Origin of the sequence: Microbacterium sp. Mcb102 (genome assembly GCF_024519805.1) — a bacterium.
In the GTDB taxonomy this organism is placed as follows: domain Bacteria; phylum Actinomycetota; class Actinomycetes; order Actinomycetales; family Microbacteriaceae; genus Microbacterium.
On sequence record NZ_JALJRG010000004.1, the window covers coordinates 340476 to 360852 of the forward strand.

17 protein-coding genes are annotated in these 20377 nt (G+C 69.2%); 11 read left to right on the top strand and 6 right to left on the bottom strand.

From position 1 onward, the window contains the following. Window positions 1-107: 107 nt before the first annotated feature. Together OC372_RS13025 and OC372_RS13030 are read left to right on the top strand one after the other, a co-directional pair. The gene (locus OC372_RS13025) at window positions 108-506 is read left to right on the top strand and encodes a DUF5684 domain-containing protein (RefSeq protein WP_029263870.1); all 399 of its coding nucleotides are present in this window, start codon (window positions 108-110) and stop codon (window positions 504-506) included. 1 nt (window position 507) lies between these two features. Next, window positions 508-1137: a histidine phosphatase family protein gene (locus OC372_RS13030; RefSeq protein WP_262002313.1), complete on the top strand. Its 630-nt coding sequence runs from the start codon at window positions 508-510 to the stop codon at window positions 1135-1137. A gap of 95 nt (window positions 1138-1232) precedes the next feature. Here the strand turns inward: OC372_RS13030 and OC372_RS13035 are convergent, their stop codons facing one another. Continuing rightward, on the bottom strand, window positions 1233-2126 hold the full coding sequence (locus tag OC372_RS13035; protein WP_262002314.1) for an NAD(P)/FAD-dependent oxidoreductase: 894 nt from the start codon (window positions 2124-2126) through the stop codon (window positions 1233-1235). Window positions 2127-2181: 55 nt separating this feature from the next. Between OC372_RS13035 and OC372_RS13040 the strand changes: the two genes are divergently transcribed. The 6 genes from OC372_RS13040 (at window position 2182) to OC372_RS13065 (ending at window position 7709) form a co-directional block, all read left to right on the top strand. Continuing rightward, complete coding sequence (locus OC372_RS13040; protein WP_029263873.1) at window positions 2182-2586, top strand: MerR family transcriptional regulator; 405 nt, start codon at window positions 2182-2184, stop codon at window positions 2584-2586. Window positions 2587-2649: 63 nt separating this feature from the next. Further along, window positions 2650-3300, top strand: coding sequence for a TlpA family protein disulfide reductase (locus OC372_RS13045; protein ID WP_262002315.1), 651 nt, complete (start codon window positions 2650-2652; stop codon window positions 3298-3300). A gap of 16 nt (window positions 3301-3316) precedes the next feature. Then, the gene (locus OC372_RS13050) at window positions 3317-4102 is read left to right on the top strand and encodes a cytochrome c biogenesis CcdA family protein (protein WP_105711155.1); all 786 of its coding nucleotides are present in this window, start codon (window positions 3317-3319) and stop codon (window positions 4100-4102) included. Then, window positions 4083-5942 carry a cytochrome c biogenesis protein ResB gene (locus OC372_RS13055; RefSeq protein ID WP_262002316.1) on the top strand — a complete coding sequence of 620 codons (1860 nt, stop codon included), beginning with the start codon at window positions 4083-4085 and terminating at the stop codon, window positions 5940-5942. The genes OC372_RS13050 and OC372_RS13055 overlap by 20 nt, the downstream gene beginning before the upstream one ends. 4 nt (window positions 5943-5946) lie before the next feature. Further along, a complete protein-coding gene (gene ccsB, locus OC372_RS13060) occupies window positions 5947-6921 on the top strand; it encodes a c-type cytochrome biogenesis protein CcsB (protein WP_262002317.1) in 975 nt (324 codons plus the stop codon). 152 nt (window positions 6922-7073) lie between these two features. Further along, entirely contained in the window at window positions 7074-7709 is a 636-nt protein-coding gene (locus tag OC372_RS13065) for a response regulator transcription factor (protein WP_029263878.1), read from the top strand. A gap of 16 nt (window positions 7710-7725) precedes the next feature. On the opposite strand, the gene OC372_RS13070 is transcribed toward OC372_RS13065, so the two are convergent. Beyond that, the gene (locus OC372_RS13070) at window positions 7726-9294 is read right to left on the bottom strand and encodes an SLC13 family permease (RefSeq protein ID WP_262002318.1); all 1569 of its coding nucleotides are present in this window, start codon (window positions 9292-9294) and stop codon (window positions 7726-7728) included. 96 nt (window positions 9295-9390) lie between these two features. Between OC372_RS13070 and OC372_RS13075 the strand changes: the two genes are divergently transcribed. Both OC372_RS13075 and OC372_RS13080 read left to right on the top strand, forming a co-directional pair. Next, window positions 9391-11052 (top strand): AbgT family transporter, encoded by a 1662-nt coding sequence (locus OC372_RS13075; protein WP_262002319.1) that lies wholly within the window; start codon window positions 9391-9393, stop codon window positions 11050-11052. Between the two features lie 68 nt (window positions 11053-11120). Then, on the top strand, window positions 11121-12626 hold the full coding sequence (locus tag OC372_RS13080; protein WP_105711161.1) for a leucyl aminopeptidase family protein: 1506 nt from the start codon (window positions 11121-11123) through the stop codon (window positions 12624-12626). 58 nt (window positions 12627-12684) lie between these two features. Here OC372_RS13080 and OC372_RS13085 read toward each other — a convergent pair whose 3' ends face one another. The 3 genes from OC372_RS13085 to OC372_RS13095 form a co-directional block, all read right to left on the bottom strand. Beyond that, window positions 12685-13275 (bottom strand): 2'-5' RNA ligase family protein, encoded by a 591-nt coding sequence (locus OC372_RS13085; RefSeq protein ID WP_258134188.1) that lies wholly within the window; start codon window positions 13273-13275, stop codon window positions 12685-12687. 138 nt (window positions 13276-13413) lie between these two features. After that, the gene (locus tag OC372_RS13090; protein WP_105711162.1) at window positions 13414-15387 is read right to left on the bottom strand and encodes a YhgE/Pip family protein; all 1974 of its coding nucleotides are present in this window, start codon (window positions 15385-15387) and stop codon (window positions 13414-13416) included. After that, on the bottom strand, window positions 15384-18170 hold the full coding sequence (locus tag OC372_RS13095; protein ID WP_262002320.1) for an MMPL family transporter: 2787 nt from the start codon (window positions 18168-18170) through the stop codon (window positions 15384-15386). Before OC372_RS13095 ends, OC372_RS13090 begins: the two co-directional genes overlap by 4 nt. Window positions 18171-18301: 131 nt before the next feature. On the opposite strand from OC372_RS13095, the gene OC372_RS13100 reads away from it, so the two are divergent. Next, on the top strand, window positions 18302-18925 hold the full coding sequence (locus tag OC372_RS13100) for a TetR/AcrR family transcriptional regulator (protein WP_029263884.1): 624 nt from the start codon (window positions 18302-18304) through the stop codon (window positions 18923-18925). Here OC372_RS13100 and OC372_RS13105 read toward each other — a convergent pair. Further along, window positions 18912-20351 carry an MFS transporter gene (locus OC372_RS13105; protein WP_146114836.1) on the bottom strand — a complete coding sequence of 480 codons (1440 nt, stop codon included), beginning with the start codon at window positions 20349-20351 and terminating at the stop codon, window positions 18912-18914. The two genes, OC372_RS13100 and OC372_RS13105, sit on opposite strands and share 14 nt — an antisense overlap. Window positions 20352-20377: the final 26 nt, after the last annotated feature.

Sequence of the window (20377 nt, forward strand, 5' to 3'; positions counted from 1 at the left end):
CTTCTGATCTGGGAAATGGGGAACCCGGCCATTCTACGGGGGTGCGCGGCTCCTCCCGGCGGGGTGGGCCGACGATCAGTAGGGTGGCTGTGAACGGAAGGTGCCCCATGAATCTCACCCTCGTCCCCGCGGCCGACGTCCCGGTCGTCCCCGACTTCGTCAGTCAGATCTTCTCCGGAACCTCCGGCGTGGTGGCGCTGATCTTCTACATCCTCCTCGCCGTCGCCTGGTGGAAGGTGTTCACCAAGGCCGGATACCCCGGCATCCTCGCCCTCATCCCGATCGTCAACGCGATCTTCCTGCTGCGCATCGCCGGCATGTCGGGCTGGTGGGTGCTGCTCTATCTGGTGCCGATCGCGAACGTGGTGCTCGCGATCGTCGTCGCCGTCAAGGTCGGCGCGCGCTTCGGCAAGGGCGGGGTCTTCTCGTTCTTCCTGCTCTTCGTGTTCTCGTTCATCGGATACTTCATCCTCGGCTTCGGCGACTCCCGCTACCGCAAGGCGTGACATGACGGCGTCTCGTCTGCACCTCGTCCGACACGGTGAGGTGCACAACCCTGCTCGCGTGCTCTACGGGCGGCTTCCCGACTATCACCTGAGCAAGGCAGGCCGGGGGATGGCGGCGGCCGCGGCCGACCACCTGGCGTCGCTCGATCGCCCCGTCGTCGCGCTGTACGCCTCGCCTCTCGAGCGGGCGCAGGAGTCGGCGGAGCCGTTCGCCGAGCGGTTCGACCTCGGGCCCGAGACGGACATCCGCCTGATCGAGCCGGCCAACGTGTTCGAGGGCACGCAGATGCGTCGCTCCCTGATGAACCCGATGAACTGGTGGCACCTGCGCCAGCCTTCGGTGCCGAGCTGGGGCGAGCCGTACACCTCCATCGCGGAGCGGATGCTCAGCGTGATGGACGAGGCCTGGGATGCGGCGCCGGAGGGGGACCTCGTGATGGTCTCGCACCAGGCGCCGATCTGGATCACGCACCTCCGGGTCGCGGGTCTGCCGTTGCGGCACGACCCGCGCACCCGTCGCTGCGCGCTGTCGAGCGTCACCTCGTTCGAGCGGGTCGGTGATGTGTGGCGCGAGGTGGCCTACGCGGAGCCCGCCGCGACGGGCTCCGCTGTCGACGTCGGCGCGGTCTGACTTTCGTTCGCGTGGGCATTTCGTCTCGCTGCGCTCGCTCAACGACCGAATCGGTCGTTGAGCGAGGAGCGCAGCGACGAGACGAAACGTCCCGCTCAGGCGAGTGACTGGATGATGCCGACCGCGGCGAGCTGACCGGCGGCGGCCGCGAGCAGCACCGACGCCATCGGGCCGGGGAGGCTCGCGCGGTGGGCGAGGTCGCCGGCGGCGAAGACGCCCGGGATCGAGGTGCGGCCGAACTCGTCGATCTCGATCGAGCCGGACTCGAGCATCGCCAGCCCGAGGTCCGCGGCGAACGGCGCCCGCTGACGCATCGATCCCGCGGCCACGAAGATGCCGGCCACCACGCGCTCGCCGTCGTCCGTGCGGATCCGCACGCCCTCGGTGTCCTTCTCTAACGAGACGACCGGGGTGCTGCTCACCCGCACGCCCTTCGCCACCAGCGTGCGCACGTCTTCGTCGGAGAATGCCTCGCCGACGGGGAAGACGGTGATGTCGCCGACGAAGCGACCGAGAAGCCCGATGAGGTGCTCGGCGCGAGGGGCAGCACCGAGGATGCCGATGGCCCTGCCCGCGTGCTCATGTCCATCGCAGAACGGGCACATGAATGCGCGCGTGCCCCACAGATCCTGCAATCCGGGGACGTCGGGCAGATCGTCCGCGACGCCCGTGGCGAGGATCACGCGTCGTCCGTCGACCGTCGAGCCGTCGGCCAGGGCGACCTGGAAGGCCCCCTCGCTTCCGGAGATGCCGGTCGCGCCGGCGTCGCGCACCTCCACGTCGGCGTAGGCGGCGAGCTCGGCGCGGGCGGTGGCGCGGAGCTCCGCCGGGGGTGCGCCGTCTTCACCGATCATGTTGTGCATGTGCAGGACGGTGCCGTTGCGGTACTCGCCCGAATCGAGGAGCAGCGTCGAGCGGTGCATGCGTCCGAGGGTCAGAGCGGCCTGCAGTCCTGCCGGTCCTGCGCCGATCACGATGGCGTCGTACATGGTGGTCCTTCCGGTGGATGTTGCGTTCTTCGCCAGTCTGTGACTTCATGTCAACATGAAGTCAAGCGCTGAGCATCCGTGGTCCGTCGGCGATGTCGCTGCCCGTTTCGAGCTGCCCACGAACGTGCTGCGGCACTGGGAGTCGGTGGGTCTGCTGCGGCCGCCGCGTGACTCTGCCGGTCGCCGCCGCTACGGAGAGGACGAGGTCGTGCGCATCGCCGTGATCCAGCGCAGCAAGGCCGCCGGGATGACGCTCGACCAGATCGCCGTGCTGCTTGACGACGGAAGTGCAGGTCGCCACCAGGTGCTGCAGCAGCATCTGGACGACCTCGATCGGCGCATGGAGGAGATGCGCCGGTCACGCGAGATGACCGAACATGCGATGGGATGCCGGGCTCATGACATCGCGACCTGTCCGCGGTTCCGGGCCGGCGTCGACGACGTCCTGGCGCGGTTCTGACCGGGGTCTCAGGCCCTTCCGCATCCACCTCGTGCATAGGATCCTCTGCGTAAACTCGGAGTCGTGCCACGCGATTCGACGGTCCGTCAGATCCGCAGCGGCCGCTCCTCCCGCACCCGGCGTTCACGCCGTGCGGTCGGTGCCGCGCTCGCTGCGGTGCTCGCCATCGGTCTGAGCGCCTGCGCTCCCGATCCGGTCAGCCAATCCTTCCTGAGTGGCGAGAACACCGGCTACGTCGCGGCCGACGGCGCGATCGTCGAGATCCCCGTCGCCGAGCGCGACGAACCCGTGAAGTTCGGTGGCGTCACCGAGACCGGCGAGAAGTTCGACAGTGCGGACATCGCCGGCAACGTCACGGTCGTCAACTTCTGGTACGCCGGGTGCGCGCCGTGTCGCCTCGAAGCCGCCGACCTGGAAGCCGTGTGGCAGGACTTCTCCGACGAAGACGTCTCGTTCGTCGGCATCAACACCCGCGACCAGGCCGACACCGCCGTCGCGTTCGCCGACGAGTACGACATCACGTACCCCAGTCTGATCGACGTCGACACCGCCGAGGCCAAGCTCGCGTTCGCGAAGGTCACGCCGATCGCTGCCACCCCGACCACGCTCGTGCTCGACAAGCAGGGCCGTGTCGCCGCGCGCATCATCGGCCCCATCGACGGCCCCTCGATCCTCTCGACGCTCGTCAAGGACGCGCTCGCGGAGGACTCGTGAACACCCCGGTAGCGTTGTGAACCCCGAAGCGATCATCGGCTCCGGGGCCCTGTGGATCGCGATCCCGGTCGCGATGCTGGCGGGACTCGTCTCGTTCCTGTCTCCGTGCGTGCTGCCGCTCGTGCCCGGCTACCTCGGCTTCCTCGGGGGGGCCGTGGCCCCCCGTCCGGCCGTCGCCGCCGACGGCGAAGGGCGCGCCACGACGCAGACGGCTGAGACCGCGACACGCGGCCGGCTCGTCCTCGGCGTGCTGCTGTTCATCTTCGGCTTCAGTCTGGTCTTCGTCTCCATCACCGCCCTCGGGGGCGTGGCGAGCGTCTTCCTGCTGCAGTGGGGCGAGATCATCACGCGCATCCTCGGTGTCGTGATCATCGCCATGGGCCTGGTCTTCCTCGGCCTGTTCGGCTTCGCGCAGCGCGAGCTGCGCTTCCACGTGGACTCGAAGGCCGGCATCATCGGCGCTCCGCTGCTGGGCATCGCGCTCGGCATCGGCTGGGCGCCGTGCCTGGGCCCGACGCTCACGGCGATCTTCGCGCTGTCGTTCAACGCCGGCGATCCGGTGCGCGCGGGTTTCCTCGGCCTCGCCTACTCGCTCGGGCTCGGCATCCCGTTCCTGCTCGTCGCACTCGGTTTCGGCTGGGCGACGAAGGCGATCGGCTTCCTCCGCCGCCACATCCGCGTGGTCAACGTCATCGGAGGGGTGCTGCTGATCCTGCTCGGCATCCTGATGGTCACCGGCCTGTGGACCGACATCATGTCTCGACTGACGGCGGTGATGGGCAGTGTCATCCTCCCGCTCTGACGGTTCCGGCCGTTCCCAGAAGAACACCCGCCCCGAGAAGACCACCACGAAGAACAAGGGTGCCGTGAACAGCGACTCCAGCGATCCGCTCCGCCCGTCCGACCACGTCGACGGCGACGACTCGATCACCCAGCCGCGTCTCGGCTTCGTCGGCTGGCTGCGCTGGGGCTGGCGGCAGCTGACGTCGATGCGCACGGCGCTGGTGCTGCTGCTCGTGCTCGCGATCGCGGCGATCCCCGGCTCGATCTTCCCGCAGCGCATGGCCGACCCGAACGGCGTCACGCAGTGGGAACGCGACAACCCGGATCTCTTCCCGGTGCTCGACGGACTCAAGATGTTCGACGTGTACCTGTCGCCGTGGTTCTCGGCGATCTACCTGCTGCTGTTCGCCTCGCTCGTCGGCTGCGTGATCCCGCGCATCAAGCACCACGCCAAGGCGCTGCGCGCCCGTCCCCCGCGCACTCCCGCGCGATTGCAGCGGCTCGAGGACTACCGTGCCGTCACGCGCGATCCCGCTGCCGACTCGGGAACGAAGACGGGCGACGCCGAGGCAGAAGCCGCCGCGTCGATCGACGTCGCCACCCAGCAGCTCAAGGCTCTCGGCTACCGCGTGGAGCGCTACGACCGCGGCCGCACGTTCTCGGTCTCCGCCGAGCGCGGATACTGGCGCGAGACCGGCAACCTGCTCTTCCACCTCGCGCTCGTCGGGGTGCTGGTCACTGTCGGTGTCGGCGGCGGCTTCTCCTACACGGGCCAGCGCGTGCTGGTCGAAGGCGAGACCTTTGCGAACACCCTGCTCGACTACGACTCGATGAACCGCGGCCGTTTCGTCGCCGACGACGCCTTCTCGCCGTACTCGATGCGGCTCGACTCGTTCGACGTGACCTATCAGCCCTTCGGCGAGCCGGGCTCGGGACAGGCGGGCGACTTCTCGGCCAACGTCACAGTGCAGGAGAACGGCGAGGAGCGCACGGGATCAGTCAAAGTCAACGAGCCGCTCGGGGTGGCCGACGACGACGTGTTCCTGCTGGGCAACGGCTACGCGCCGACCGTGACCGTGCGCGACCCGGGCGGCAATGTGGTCTTCACCAACAGCACGCCGTTCCTCCCGCAGGACACCAACATGACCTCGCTCGGTGTGCTGAAGATCCCGGACGGCCTGGCCGAGCAGGTCGGCCTGGTCGGGTTCTTCTACCCGACGACGGGTGTGCTCGAGAGCGGGGCCTTCTTCTCCGCCTACGGCGACCTCACCAACCCGACCCTCACGCTCGATGTGTACACCGGCGACCTCGGCATCAACGAGGGCGTGCCGCGCTCTGTGTACGTGCTCGACACCACCGGCATGACCAAGCTCACCGGTCGCAGCACCGACGTCGAATCGATCGAGCTCGTCCCCGGACAGACGGCCCAGCTGCCGAACGGCCTCGGCTCGGTCACCTTCGAGGACGAGTCTCCGGCCGGGGCGACGGATTCCTCCGAATCGGTGAAGAGATTCGCGTCGCTGCAGATCCACCGTGACGAGTCGGGTGTGTGGGTGCTCGGCTTCGCGCTGCTGGCGCTCGGCGGGCTCATGATCGCCCTGTTCGTGCCGCGTCGGCGCGTGTGGGTCAAGGCCACCGCGCACGACGGGGAGATCGCGCTGGAATACGCCGCGCTCGCTCGCGGTGAGGACCCGACCCTCGCGGCCGCCGTAGACGATCTCGTCGCCGGTCACGCCCGACTCCTCGACGCGGCGGGCGGCACCGTCGTGCGCGCCGAGACGGATGCCGCCGACGACGACATCGCGGAGGATCCCGCAGCGCCGGACACCCCGGCTCCCGACACCCGGAAAGTAGACTGACACCATGCTCGAGCTCAACGTGATCTCGCCGGTCCTGCTGTGGACGGCGATCGCGATCTACGCGGCGGCCTTCGTGGCCTACGCCTTCGATCTCGCACGGCGCTCGCAGGCGACGGCCGACGCACAGACCGTCCGCGAGCCGGCGCTCGTCGGAGCCGGCGGCGGAAGCGTCACCGCGTCGTCGGGTGCATCCGATGCCGCAGCCCCGCCGCAGCGCTTCGTGATGGCGCGGATCGGCACCTCGCTGACGGTGCTCGGATTCGTCTTCCACCTCGCGGCGGCGGTCACCCGTGGCATCGCCGCCGGTCGCGTGCCCTGGGCGAACCTCTACGAGTTCGCGATGATGGGCACGCTGCTCATCGTGGCGGTCTTCCTCGTAGTCCTCACGCGCCTCGACCTGCGCTTCCTCGGCACTTTCATCACCGGGCTCGTCGTGGTGCTGCTCGGCCTCGGAGCGACGAACTTCTATGTCGACGTCTCGCCGCTCATGGACCCGCTCAAGAGCGTGTGGCTCGTCATCCACGTGTTCGTCGCCTCGCTCGCCACGGCGTTCTTCGCCCTCGCTTTCGCGCTCTCGGTGATCCAGCTCATGCAATCGCGTCGGGAGCGTCTCGTCGCAGAAGGAGCGGCGAAGACCGGCCCGGGCTTCCTCCGCACCTTCCCGAATGCGGTGCGCCTGGAGAGCCTGGCGTACATGTTCACGATCATCGGGTTCATCCTCTGGACGTTCACGCTGATCGCGGGATCCATCTGGGCCTACTACGCCTGGAGCCGCTTCTGGGGCTTCGACGTCAAGGAGACCTGGACGTTCGTGATCTGGGTCATCTACGCGGGGTACATCCACGCACGTGCGACCCGCGGCTGGCGAGGCAACCCCTCGGCGTGGCTCGCTATCGTCGGCTTCTCGGCCGTGATCTTCAACTTCACGATCGTGAACGTGTTCTTCAAGGGCCTGCACGCCTACTCCGGCCTGAGCTGAGTCTCGACCACTCGCACACCCGAGACCCGTCCGCGGCACCATCCGCGCGGACGGGTCTCGTGCGTCCGACACGTGCGCAAACATGCCGCCGAAACCGCGGATACGCGGTTGTATGCTCATCGCAGGGGAGCGCGCCCGAGGCAGGAGCCCACATGCCCGTACTCGTCGGAATCGTCGAAGATCACCCTGCGATGCTGTTCGGCATCGCCACGATCCTCAATCGCAGCGGGGGCATCCGGGTAGCGGCCAGCGGTGCGACGGCTGCTGAGGTTGCGAGCCGCGCTCGGCGGCTCGACGTGATCCTGCTCGATCTCTCGCTATCCGACGGTTCCACTCCGTCTGAGAATCTGCGCACCCTCGAACCCCTCGGCGCGAGCGTCGTCGCCTACACCGCAGGCGATCAGCCGCATCATCTCCGCGAAGCGGCGCGAGCGGGTGCCGTGGGCATGATCAACAAGTCCGACTCCCTCGAGGTGATCACCTCCTCGGTGCGACGGGCGGCGCAGGGCCACATCCTCGCCACGACCGAGTGGGCGGCCGCCCTCGACGCGGATCACCAGTTCGTCGCTGCGCATCTCAGCCGCCGGGAATCCGAGGTGCTGTCCCTCTACGCTTCGGGAGAGACGGCCGAGAGGGTGGCGCAGGCACTGTTCCTGTCCCGTGAGACCGTGCTCGATCACATCCGTCGCATCCGGGCGAAGTACGCGGCGGTCGATCGCGCCGCACCGACCAAGGTCGACCTGTTCCGGCGGGCCGTGGAAGACGGGCTGGTCCTGCAGAACCGGTGAGGGAGGCCGGACTCGCTCAGCCCGTGAACGGCCAGATCAGCGGTACGTAGAACACCGCGACGACGAAGAACAGGACCGTCAGTGGCCAGCCGAAGCGCGCATAGTCGCCGAAGCGGTAGCCGCCGGGCTCCATCACCATGAGGTTCGCCGGCGTCGCGACGGGGGTGAGGAACGACGCCGCCCCGGCGATCGTGAGAGCCATCAGGAACGGCAGCACCGACGCATCCATCGCGGCCGCCAGAGCGACGGCCACCGGAGCCACGATGAGCACGGTCGCGGTGTTGCTGATGAGCTGCCCGAGCACCAGCGTGATCAGCACGATCACCGCCACGGCCGCGTGCGGACCCGCGTCACCGAGGAACGAGCGCAGCCCGTCGGCGATGAGCTGCGCGGCACCGGTCTCCTGGAATGCCGTGGAGAGCGGGATCATTCCCGCCACGAGGATGACCGTCGTCCAGGAGATCGCGCGGTAGGCCTGGGTCATCGAGACGACACGGGTGAGGATCAGCGCTCCCGCGGCGAGCAGCCCCGCGATCGCGGCCGGCACGATCCCTGTCGCGAGGAGCACGATCATCGCGAGCAGGATCACCGCCGTCCGCTTGGCCCCCGCACCGAGCGGCACGGAGCGGCGGAGGGTGAGTGGCGCGTCGACCACCAGGACCTCGTCGCGCTGGGACGTGTGCCGTTGGAGGTCGTCCCAGGAGCCGTCGAGGAGCAGGGCATCGCCGGCCTGCAGGTCGGTGCCGGACTCGTCCAGCGCCTCCTGCCCGCGCCGCACACCGAGCACGACGAGGTCGCCCGACGGTGTGCACATGCCGGGGAACACGTGCAGGCCGATCAGGCTGGAGCGCGGCGGCACGACGACCTCGGCGACTCCGCGCGAGGCCGACACCAGCGCCCGGTCCGGGGAGAGCGCATAGTCGGTGCGCAGCAGGGACGCGAGGCGCTCGAGGTCTATCGGTGCGGATGCCGGAGTGCGCTCCGGCAGCAGCCGGTTGCCCAGGAGCAGGATGATCGCGAGCGTGCCGACGAGCAACGGGAGCCCTGCGAGCGCGAACTCGAAGAAGCCGAACGGTCGGGCGCCGTTGTCGGTGGCGACCTCGGACACGATGATGTTCACCGGCGTGCCGGTGAGGGTCAGCATAGACCCCGCGTGGGCTGAGAAGGCGAGCGGCATCAGCATCTGCGAGGGGCGGATCCCCGCGCGGGCGGCGACCACGACGACGAGCGGCAGGAGCGAGGCGACCGAGCCGTTCACGCTGATCACCGCCGTCATCGCGGCGGTCAGCAGCCCGATCGTGAGCAGCAGCCGCCGACGGCCGGTGCCGGAGTGGGCGACCACCTTCTGCCCGGCCCACGCGATGATGCCGGTCGATTCCAGCGCCTCGCTGACGACGAACAGGGAGGCGATGAAGAGCACCGTCGGGTCGCCGAATCCGGCGAGAGCCGAACCCAGGTCGAGCACGCCGGTCAGATAGAGAGCGACCGAGACACCGACGGCGACGACACCGAGGGGGATGCGGTTGGAGACGAAGGCGATCACCGCGCACAGCAGGATGACGAGGGTCGCGACGATCGGGTCCACGGCCCCACGATAGGGCGCGCCCCGGATCACGGCGACCCCCCTAGTTCTAGGGGGTGTGCTTGCAGGAGCTTCTCGCTCGACACGATCATGGGGGCTATGGCTGCGGAGAAGTCGGTGAGTGCCTCGGATGCCGAGAGCAGGGGGTTCCTGAACTGGATCGAGAAGGTCGGCAACAAGGTGCCGGACCCGACGATCATGTTCGTCTACCTGATCGGTCTGATCGCGGTGCTCTCCGCCATCCTGTCCTGGGTGGGGGTGTCGGTCACGGACGACGTCGTGATCCCGGTCCCGAAGGACGAGTTCTCCCAGGTCAACGAGCAGTTCGGCGGCAACTGGGAGATCTACGACACCACGACCGGCATGCCCGCGGAAGTTCCCGACTACACGATCGAGGAGCAGACCTTCGAGGTGCGCAACCTGCTGTCCATCGACGGCATCCGCTTCTTCTTCTCGTCCTTCGTCGACAACTTCGCCGGCTTCGGCGTCGTCGCGGTGGTGCTCATCGCGATGGCCGGTGTCGGCGTGGCCGAGCACGCCGGACTCATGGGGGCGATGATCCGCCGCGTGGTCAAGGTCGCGCCGCGTCGCTGGCTCGCGTTCATCCTGATCTTCGTCGGTGTGCTCTCCTCGGTGGCGACGGATGCCGGCTACCTGATCCTGGTTCCCTTGGCTGCCGCCGCGTTCTTCACCGTGGGGCGGCATCCGCTCGCGGGTCTCGCCGGTGCGTTCGCCGGCGTCGGGGCGGCGTTCGGCGCGAACCTCCTCATCACACCGAGCGACAGCATGCTCACCGAGATCACGAACGAGGTGCTCACCAGTGCCGGGATGCAGCCGATCGAGGTGACGCAGAACTTCTACTTCGGGATCGTGTCGACGTTCCTGCTCACGACGGTGGCGCTGCTCGTGACCGTCCTCGTCACCGAGAAACGGCTCGGAAAATACGATCGCAAAGAGATGACGATCGCGGACGAGGCCGAGAACGTCGACCACGACGCCGAGGCCCGTGGGCTGAAGTTCTCGTTCTGGGCGCTGCTGGGCTTCGTCGCCGTGATCCTCGTGCTCACCCTGCCGCCGGGCGCACCGCTGCGCGACCCGGAGACGGGCGACATCATCGGCACCACGCCGTTCATGGCCAGCCTGGTCTTCATCATCTCGCTCGCGTTCCTCGTGTGCGGCCTCGCGTACGGGGCGGGGGCGAAGACGCTGCGCGGTGGCTCGGCCGCGGTCGGTGCGATCGCGAAGACGTTCGGGAGCCTGGGCGGCCTGCTCGTGATGTTCCTGATGATCGCCCAGTTCATCGCGCTGTTCAACTGGAGCAACCTCCCCACCGTCGCCGCCATCTCGGCCGCCGAACTGCTGGAGCAGGCGAACGTGCCTGCGATCGTGCTGCTGCTCGCGTTCATCGTCGTGATCGTGATCCTCGACTTCATCCTTCCCGGCCTGGTGCCGAAGTGGGTGATCTTCGCCCCGGTCTTCATCCCGATCTTCGCGTCGCTCGATGTGGCACCGCAGACGCTGCTCGCCGCCTACCGCGTCGGTGACTCGCCGGTGAACGTGCTGACCCCGCTCATGGTCTACCTGCCGTTCATGGTCACGGTCGCACAGCGCTACAAGAAGGAGGCCGGCATCGGCACGATCATCGCGCTGATGATCCCGTACGCGGTGTGGATGCTGCTGTCGTGGACCGCCCTGTACGTGGTCTGGTTCCTCCTCGGCATCCCCTGGGGCCCGGGCTCACCGGTCGACATGGTCGGCTGACCCGTCTCCCGTCCCGCAGGGTGCAGGGACGGATCTCGACGCCGCATCGCAGAACAAGGAGCAGACTCATGGACCGCAGGCCGAACAAGCTGATCCCCGCCGATCTGAAGACCACACCGGGACTGGACGCCGTCGATGCGGTCCGGATCCGGGTGGGTGAGGTCGCCGCCGATGTCGGGGCGATCGGGATCGGGGTGTACTCCGACGGTGAGGTGCCCGCAGACCTCGGGTTCGATCGCGACGCACTCGAGAACGCCGGCTTCACGGCGAAGCCGGGTACCACGATGGTGCTTCCGCGCGCGGGAGAACCCGACCTCGTCGCCGTCGGTCTCGGGGCGAAGGCCGATGCCGGGGCGGGCGGCCTGCGCGACGCCGCCGCGACTCTCGCCAGGGCCGCCTCGCGGCGGGAGACGCTGGGCCTGCGGATCGACGACCTCGCGGGAGTGGATGCCGCAGCTGCCGTGCGCGCGCTCGCCGAAGGGGCGCTGCTCGCCCGCTACCGCTACACGGTGCTGAACGGGTCGTCGAAGCACGTCCCGCTCGCGGCGTTCACGATCGACGTCCCCGGAGGGACGACCGAGCCCGTCGCCGCTGCCCTCACCGCCGTGCGTGCCGCTGTCGTCGCCCGCGACCTGGCGAACACCCCTCCCGGACATCTGACGGCGGTCAACATGGGCGAGATCGCCGTCGAGCTCGGCGCGCGCTTCGGGTTCGAGGTCGAGCTCTTCGACAAGCAGGCGCTCATCGATCTCGGCTGCGGCGGGCTGCTCGGCGTGAACCAGGGCTCGGTGGAGGAGCCGCGCATGATCAAGCTGGTCTACACCCCCGGCGGCGGCGGCACGGGACATCTCGGCCTCGTCGGCAAAGGCATCATGTACGACTCGGGCGGCATCAGCCTCAAGCCCAGCGACCCGATGCACCTGCTCATGAAGATGGACATGGGCGGCGCAGCCGCCGTGCTCGGTGCCTTCGTCGGACTGCGCGACGCCGGGGTCACGGCCAAGGTCTCGGGCTGGCTGATGTGCACCGACAACATGCCCTCGGGCACCGCGTACAAGCTCGGCGATGTGCTGACTGCGCGCGGCGGCACCACGATCGAGGTGAAGAACACCGACGCCGAGGGGCGCCTCGTGATGAGCGATGCGCTCGTGCTCGCGAACGAAGACGAGGTGGATGCCATCGTCGACATCGCGACGCTCACCGGAGCCGCGCTGGTGTCGCTCGGCGCCGCGACCGCGCCGGTCTTCGGCAATGACCAGGCGACGGTCGACCTGGTGCGCGCGGCCTCCGAGGCCGTCGACGAGTCGGTGTGGCAGCTGCCGCTGGAGCAGAAGTACCGCAAACAGCTCGACTCCGAGATTGCCGACATCGCGAACCTCGGCGGTCCGTTCGCGGGGGCGACGACGGCGGCGCTGTTCCTGGAGCACTTCGTCGGCGGCACTCCCTGGGCGCACCTCGACATCGCCGGCACGATGCAGACCGAGAAGGACGACTCTTGGCGCACCGCCGGAGCCACCGGGTTCGGGGCGCGGCTGCTGCTGGAGACGGCGCGCACCTTCGCGCCGGCATCCTGAGGCCTGACTGCACGGCCGGGGACGGGGTCGCCGAGGGGTTCGCCGGTCCGGCGGCCGGTCAGCCGCCGAGTGGCAGGACCTCGGCGTGCTCGATGCCGTCCTGGTACCAGACCAGTTCGGCCTCGGTGATGACCTCGGCCGGTGCGGGCCGGAGCACGCGGGACTCGGCCTGCGCGAGAGCGCCCCACTCGGCGGCATCGAGGGTCTTGCCGTAGAGCACGGACAGGTGGAACGTCCAGTCCTCGAGCGGGAGCTCGCCGAGACGGCGGAAGTCCGTGGCATCCAGGGCGGTGGTGAGGGTCGAGTAGGCCGAGACGAGGGAGTCGGTGCGTTCCAGGCGGACGATCAGGATCTGCCAGGGCACGGGGAACTCGTCGACGGCCTCGGCGATGACCTCGATCGGAGACTGCCGTGCTGCCCATGAGCGGATCAGCTCGGCCAGCTCCGCGCGCCGCTCAGGTTCGTAGAACCCTCGGAGCGTGACGTGCCCGGTGTGCGGATGCCGTGTCGGGATGCCGAGGCGCGCGAGCGCAGCATCCTGGACTTCGCGGTAGACCTCGTCGACGCCCGCGGTGGGCCGGAGCACGAGGTACTGCTGGCCCTCCAGGCTCGTGAGTTGCTCGGTGGTGTCCATGAACGGTCGGCGCATGCCGAGAGCCTAGGGTCGCGCGTCTCCTGTGCGGAAACGGAGACCGAAACACGCACGGCGCGCCGCGTCATACTTCGACGCGCCGGGCCGGGAGCGGATGGTCTCCGTTTTGGCAGGGGTCCAGGGGGAGGGGGCGGGTCAGGCGGTGGCGAGGACCGCCTTGGCCGAGGTCGTCCGACGGAGGGTGACCGCGAGCGTGGTCGCGACCAGAGACAGCACGCCCCACACCACCAGGGCAGCGACGGCCGAGCCGCTTCCCGCGATCAAGCCGGCGAACGCCGGAGCGGTGGGGAGCGCTGCGCCGATGCTGGAGAGCCACCCTGGCACGGTCGAGATGAGACCTGTCGCGACGGCGAGCACACCGACGAGGGCGGAGATCCAGCGCCCGACGCCACCGAACAGGGCCACGAGGGCCTGGTTCACGGCTGCGAACGCCACGCCGGCAAGCACCGCTGTTCCGGCGAACGCCCACCAGGTGGCGGCGTCGTAACTCGCCACGATCTGCACGATCAGTGACACGAGCAGCCCCTGTCCCGCGCCTATCAGGGCGGCGGGTGCGAACGCACGCAGCGTCAGCGCGGCGGATGAGCGCCGGGACGTGAGAGTGCGGGCGGTGTGGGCGCGCATCACGATGAAGGTGGCGAGTCCGCCGAACCACAGCACGACGGCGGCGAGCAGCGGGATGGCGGTCGGACCGAAGATCGTGTCCATCGAGGAGTTCGACGACACCGGGTCGGCGATCACCGAGGCGAGCGACTTCGAGTCGCTGTCGCTGAACGAGGGGAGCGAGTCGGATGCGGTGCGCAGCCCGCCCGCCAGGTCGCCGGTCCCGGTCGCCAGGGTGTCGATCCCGGTCGCCAGCTCGGTCGTGCCGTCGGCCAGTGCGGTCGCACCGGTGGACAGCTGGGTCGCACCGGTCGCGATGCCGCGGGCTCCGGTCGCGGATGCGGCGATGCCCTGGTCGGCGAGCTGCGTGAGTCCGCCGGAGAGCTGGGTGGCGCCCGCACCCGCCTGGGTCATGCTCGAGGCGATCGTGCTGAGCGAGCCGGGGAGGGCGGCGATTCCGCCGGCGACCTTCGGGCTGTTGAGCACACCGGAGGCGGTTCCAGCTGAGGTCGCGACCGCGCCCGCGTCCGTGGCGAGCGAGGTCAGGAGGTCGCACTCATCCTGGTCGGCGACCGGCGGCGTGCAGGCGGTCTGCGCCAGCCCGCCCAGCTTCTGCGCGAGAGCGGCCGATCCGCTCGCTGCACTCTTCGCCGATGTCGACGCCCCCTGAATCGCTCCGACGAGCTGCTGGGTCTGACCGACGCTCTGCTGCAGCTGGTTGCCGCCGCCGGTCAGCCCCGAACCGATCTGCGCAGCACCCGCCGCAGCCTCCCGCGTCTTCCCGGCGATCGTGTCGAGGCCGGTGGCGAGCGACGACGCACCCGTCCCGAGCTCGCCCGCGCCCGAGGCCAGCTTCGTGGCACCGTCGGGGATGGCTGCCGCTCCGGTCGCGGCGTCCCGCGCACCGTTCGCGAGCTTCAGCGCCCCGTCGGCGGCTTCGCCGATCTGGTCGCCGATGGTGGTGAAGCCGACCAGGATGTTCTCGGTCGTCGCCTCGGACAGCATGGTGCCCATCGTCGAGGCCGCGACATCGGCGATCTGGCCGGTGATGAGGTCGTCGGCGACGAGGCCGTCGTCGGGAGTGGTCACGGTGATGGTGGCCTGCTCGGCCTCACCGCCGCCGTCCGAGATCGCCTGACCGGCCGAGGTGGCCGCCGCGGAGAACTCTTCGGGGATGGTGATGACCGCCTGGTACGAACCGTCGGCGAGACCGTCGGCCGCATCGTCCTCGTTCGAGATCACCCACGTGAGGTTGGAGTCGAGGTCGTCCGAGCCCTCGACGAGACCTGCGGCCAGCTGGCGTCCGAGCGGGGTGACCTGGTCGTCGATGGTCACCGGCTCGTCGAGGTTCACGATGGCCGCGGTCATCGAATCCAGACGCTCGGTCGGGTTCTGCAGGGCCGCGACCAGGATGCCGCCGACCGCCGCCGGCAGCAGCAGCACGCCGAGGATGGTCAGCCACGTGATGGGCTTGCGGGAGCGCGCACGCTCGATGGGGAGGGTCATGCGGTCACCTCGGTGGATTCTGCGGCGCTCCGGCGAGGAGCGCGCGTGTCGAGAGTCTGTGCGTCGGGCCAACCGGCCTCCGCGAGAGTGGTCTGTGCCGCGTCGGCATCGGACGCGGTGGCGAACACCGCGAGCGTGCGGGAGGCCGCGGCATCGCGCAGCATCGCGGCCGCCTGGTCGCGCTGGCCGCCGGTCAGGCGATCGATCCCGTCGATCACGACGATCTGCGACTTTCCGCGCAGTGCCTCGGCGAGGTCCGCGAGGGCAGCGTCGGCGTCGTCGACCAGCACGCAGCCGACGTGTGCGCGCACCCAGGCGCCGCGTCCGGGCAGCAGATGGCCCGCGACGCGGAGCCGTCCGTCGGTAGGTGTCACCCGGCCCGCGATCGTGAGCGCCAGCGCCCGTCGTGCCCGCACGTCGCCACCGGTCGCGATGAGTGCTCCGCCTTCCGGGATGCGCAGCGAGAGGTTCTCGACGATCGGCGCATCGGCGCTGATGTCGAGATCATCCGCGGCGACGATCGAGCCATCTCCCGGCCATTCGGCCAGGTGGCGCTCGCGCTCCACGGCCTCGCCCTCGACGTCGACGCGCGGGAGGATCTTCTCCAGCCACGCGGGCAGCTCCCAAGCGCGCTCGCCGAGGATCGCCATGAGGGCGGGGATCAGTGTCATCCGCACCAGGAAGGCGTCGATCGCGATGCCGGCCGCGAGGCCCAGGGCGATGGGTTTCAGCGACGAGTCGCCCTCGGGGACGAACGCCACGAAGACCGCGAACATGATGAGTCCTGCGGCCGTGACGACCTTGGCCGAGCCCGTGAAGCCGCTGCGGACGGTGCGCAGCGCGGCAGCGCGTCGCGTCGCCCGATCGGGGCTCTTCGAGTCGGGGTCGTGCACGAAGTCCTCGCGCATCCGCGAGACGAGGAACACCTGATAGTCCATCGCGAGCCCGAACAGCACGCCCATCAGGATGATCGGCATGAAGCTGATGATCGGACCGACCTTGGCGACGTGCAGCAGATCGGCGAACCAGCCCCACTCGAACACGGCGCCGACCACGCCGAACGCGGCGACGATCGAGAGCAGGTAGCCGGCGGCCGCGGTGATCGGCACCCACAGCGAGCGGAAGACGATGGTGAGCAGGATGAGCGAGAGCCCGATCACGAAGATGCCGAACGGCAGCAGCGCATTGCCCAGCTGGTCGGAGATGTCGATGCCGACGGCGGTGAAGCCGGTGACCTTGAGGTCGATTCCGAACTCATCGAGCCACTCGTCGTGGTGGCTCCGCAGCTCGCGCACGAGGTCTGCCGTGGCCGGGTCGTCCGGAGCGGTCTCCGGGACGATCTGCACGATCCCGGTGTCGGCGGTCTCGTTCGGGGTCGCGAGCGCGACCTCCTTGACTCCGGGAACCTCGGCGACGGCATCCCCGAGGTCTTCCATCAGGGTGAGCGGGTCGGTCGAGGTGACGATCGTGCCGGTGAGGATCATCGGTCCGTTGAACCCCGGTCCGAACTCCTCAGCCACGAGGTCGTACGTCTGACGCGCCTCCGAGTCCTTCGGCAGCACGCCGGCGTTCGGGAGCGCGAGGTTCAGGCTGAGCGCGGGGATGGCCACGATGCCGAGGCCGATCACGATGGCGAGCGAGACGAGGATCGGGCGCTTGGTGACGCCGTTCACCCACCGCGCGCTGCCCTTCGCGCGCACCGGAGCGGCGGGCGCATCATCGCTGTCTGCGTTCTTCTTCGCCTTCGGCGCGCGCCTCGGGCGACCCACCACCTTGCCCTTCATGAAGCCGAGGAATGCCGGGGTCAGCGTGACCGCGATCGCGACCGCGACGGCGACCGAGACGGAGGCCGCGATGCCCATGGTCGTCAGGAACGGGATGCCGGCGAAGCCGAGGCCGATCAGTGCGATGAGCACCGTGACGCCGGCGAACACGACCGCGGATCCGGCCGTTCCGACGGCACGCGAGGCGGACTCTTCGGGATCGACGCCCTCGCGGACCTGATCCTGATGTCGCGCCATGATGAACAGCGCATAGTCGATGCCGACCGCGAGCCCGAGCATGAGTGCGAGCAGCGGGGTGGTGGACGACACGGTCGCGAAGGCCGTCGCGGTGAAGATGCCCGCCATCGAGATGCCGACACCGAGGATGGCCGTGAGCAGCGGCAGACCGGCCACGACGAAGGAGCGGAAGGTGACGATCAACACGAGCAGTGCGATCAGGAGGCCGACCGCCTCAGTGAGCGTGACACCGGGGATCGAGATCGCGAAGAGGTCGCCGCCCAGCGAGGTCTCTGCGCCGTCCGGGAGCTCGGCGTCGAGGTCGCTCACGACGGAGCGCAGCGCGTCTTTCGTCTCGTCCGAGACATCGGTGGATTCGCCGTCGAACTGCACGCGCACGATGGCGGCGGTGTCGTCGTCGTTGATCATGCCCTCGACCATCTCGTCGTAGGGCGAGGTGGCGGCGAGCACGCCGTCGAGGTCGCCGAGTTCGTCGACGGCATCCTCGATGTGGTCGCGGTAGTCGTCGGCGGTGATCTCGTCGCCGTCGGCTGCCACGACGATGAACTGCGCGTTCGTGCCGCTCACCTGCGGGAACGACCGCGAGAGCTGCTCGAGGCCGGCCTGCGATTCAGTGCCGGGGATCGAGAACGTGTTGTCGGTGCCCGCTCCCAGCACGAGTGCTCCGGCTCCGGCGATGCCGAGCGCGAGCAGCCAGGACACGAGGACTCGCCAGGGGTGCCGGAAGGACCAGCGGCCGAGCGAGGACAGGAGTGTGGACACGCGTTCCTCCGAGGGGTACTGATTGGATACACAGGTGTATCCGATACATACATGTATCGTAAATTGACCGGCACGTCGGAATCTGTGTGCCGGGTGTGAATCGTGCGAGAGTGAAGGGTCAGGAGGTTTCGATGTCGACACCCGCAACCCGCAGCCGTGAGAACACGCGTGCCCGTCTGCTCGAGGCCGCCGCGCAGGTCTTCGCCGAGGTCGGTCTCGACGGCGCCTCTGTCGAGGCCGTGTGCGAGCGAGCCGGATTCACCCGCGGTGCGTTCTACTCCAACTTCGAATCCAAGGACGAGCTGTTCCTGATGCTCGCCGCGAGCGTCTCCGACGTGCGCGTGAGGGGAGTGCGCACCCGCGTCGAGGAACTGACGGCGGAGGGTGCCCTGGTGGAAGGGTGCGATCCGATCGAGCTCGTGCAGCAGATCATGGAGCTCGGCGGCGATGACCGCCTCGGCGTGATGCTGCTGAGCGAGATCCGCATCCGGGCTCTGCGCGACGCGAAGTTCGGCGAGGCGTACCTCGCGCAGGAGAGCGAGATGGTCGCGAGCATCGCGCAGATCATCGACGACATCGTCTCGGTGAGTGCGCTGAAGCTGCGCCTGCCGGCCGAGACCGCGGCACGCATGCTCATGATCCTCTGGGAGGGCATGACCGTGCGCGGGGCGATGGCCGGCCAGGACGACGCGCAGCTGCGCCAGGCGGGCAGCGAGCAGCTCGGCCGTCTCGTGCAGCTGATCATCGAGTCGTAGCGCGCGTCGCCGGAGCATCGGTCGCGGAATCGCTCGATCGTGCGCGGTTCGGCGCGAGCGACAGCAGGGCGCCGGCTGCCAGGAGCGCGGCCGTCACGAGGAACGTCGTCCGCAACGCAGAGGTCAACGCGTCCGGGGAGGCGGCTGCGATCTCGCCGGAGCCGGATGCTGCCGCGAAAAGCGCGGCGAGCACGGAGGCGCCGGTGACGAGACCGAGATTGCGGGAGAGTCCCAGGAGGCCCGAGGCCGCACCGCGACGGTCGGCGGGGGTCGAGTTCAGAACGCCGGTGTTGTTGGCGGCGAGGAACAGCTGGTAACCGGGAGCGAGCAGCACGGTGCCCGTGATGTATCCCGGCAGCCCCCACCACCCGGGGAGCAGGGCGAGCGCGAGCGCCCCGAGGAGCATGCCGCCGAGTCCGACCGATGTCATCCGGTGCGTGCCGAACCGGTCGACCGCGCGTCCGGCCAGCACGCCGGTGCAGATCGATGCGAGCGGACCGGCCGCCATGACGGCGCCGATCGCCGCGGGCGGCAGGTGCAGAGCGCCCGCGAGGAAGAAGGGGCCCACCACGAGGGTGCTCATCATGACGGTGCCCACGATGAGGTTGAGGACTGCGCCGAGCGAGACGCGGCGGTTCCTGAGCAGGGTCGGCGGCAGCAACGGGTGTTTCGCGCGACGCTCGCGCATCACGAACAGTCCGGTGGCGACGACCGCTCCGCCGAGGAGGGGCAGCGTCGGCCACGAGGCCTGATCGCCCGGTGCGGTGACGCCGAGCGTGTAGAGGGCGACCGCCACCGTCAGCAGGACCATGCCCGGAAGGTCGAAGCCGCGTCGGGGGCTGCCTGCCTGCCGTGCTTCCGCTCCGGTCACCGCCGCCAGGGCTGCGGCGAGGAGTCCGAGCGGCACCATGGCGGCGAAGATCGCCGGCCAACCGGCCACCGTGATCAGGAGCCCGCCGAGCACCGGACCGGAGGCGGTCCCCACCGCGGCCGTGGTGCCGAGCAGGCCCATGACGCGGCCGAGACGATCCGGCGGGACCAGGTCGCGGGCGCGCGCCAGGGGGAGTGCCATCATGACGGCGGCACCGATGCCCTGCAGTGCGCGGGCGGCGATCAGCATCCACAGCGACGGCGCGATCGCACTCAGTGCCGCCGCGATCGTGAAGACACCCATGCCGAGCAGCAGTACCCGACGGCGCCCGATCAGATCGCCCAGGTGCCCCACCGTGAGGCTCGTCGCCGTCATCGTGAGCAGGTAGGCGAGGGCCACCCACTGCGCCTGCGCGAAGGTGCCGTCGAGTTCGACGGCGATCGTGGGGAGCGCGACATTCGCGGCGCTCGTCCCCAGCGATGCGACCAGGACGCTGAGGGCGAGCCCGGCCGTGCCCGCGCGAAGGAGGGGTGTGGGGGTGGAAGTCTCCGTCATACCGTCAGCATCGATCGCGGAACGTC

Coding starts and splice junctions, on each gene's coding strand:
- OC372_RS13025 (WP_029263870.1), top strand. CDS start 108: ATGAATCTCACCCTCGTCCCCGCGGCCGACGTCCCGGTCGTCCCCGAC.
- OC372_RS13030 (WP_262002313.1), top strand. CDS start 508: ATGACGGCGTCTCGTCTGCACCTCGTCCGACACGGTGAGGTGCACAAC.
- OC372_RS13035 (WP_262002314.1), bottom strand. CDS start 2,126: ATGTACGACGCCATCGTGATCGGCGCAGGACCGGCAGGACTGCAGGCC.
- OC372_RS13040 (WP_029263873.1), top strand. CDS start 2,182: ATGAAGTCAAGCGCTGAGCATCCGTGGTCCGTCGGCGATGTCGCTGCC.
- ccsB (WP_262002317.1), top strand. CDS start 5,947: ATGCTCGAGCTCAACGTGATCTCGCCGGTCCTGCTGTGGACGGCGATC.
- OC372_RS13065 (WP_029263878.1), top strand. CDS start 7,074: ATGCCCGTACTCGTCGGAATCGTCGAAGATCACCCTGCGATGCTGTTC.
- OC372_RS13075 (WP_262002319.1), top strand. CDS start 9,391: ATGGCTGCGGAGAAGTCGGTGAGTGCCTCGGATGCCGAGAGCAGGGGG.
- OC372_RS13080 (WP_105711161.1), top strand. CDS start 11,121: ATGGACCGCAGGCCGAACAAGCTGATCCCCGCCGATCTGAAGACCACA.
- OC372_RS13085 (WP_258134188.1), bottom strand. CDS start 13,275: ATGCGCCGACCGTTCATGGACACCACCGAGCAACTCACGAGCCTGGAG.
- OC372_RS13090 (WP_105711162.1), bottom strand. CDS start 15,387: ATGACCCTCCCCATCGAGCGTGCGCGCTCCCGCAAGCCCATCACGTGG.
- OC372_RS13100 (WP_029263884.1), top strand. CDS start 18,302: ATGTCGACACCCGCAACCCGCAGCCGTGAGAACACGCGTGCCCGTCTG.
- OC372_RS13105 (WP_146114836.1), bottom strand. CDS start 20,351: ATGACGGAGACTTCCACCCCCACACCCCTCCTTCGCGCGGGCACGGCC.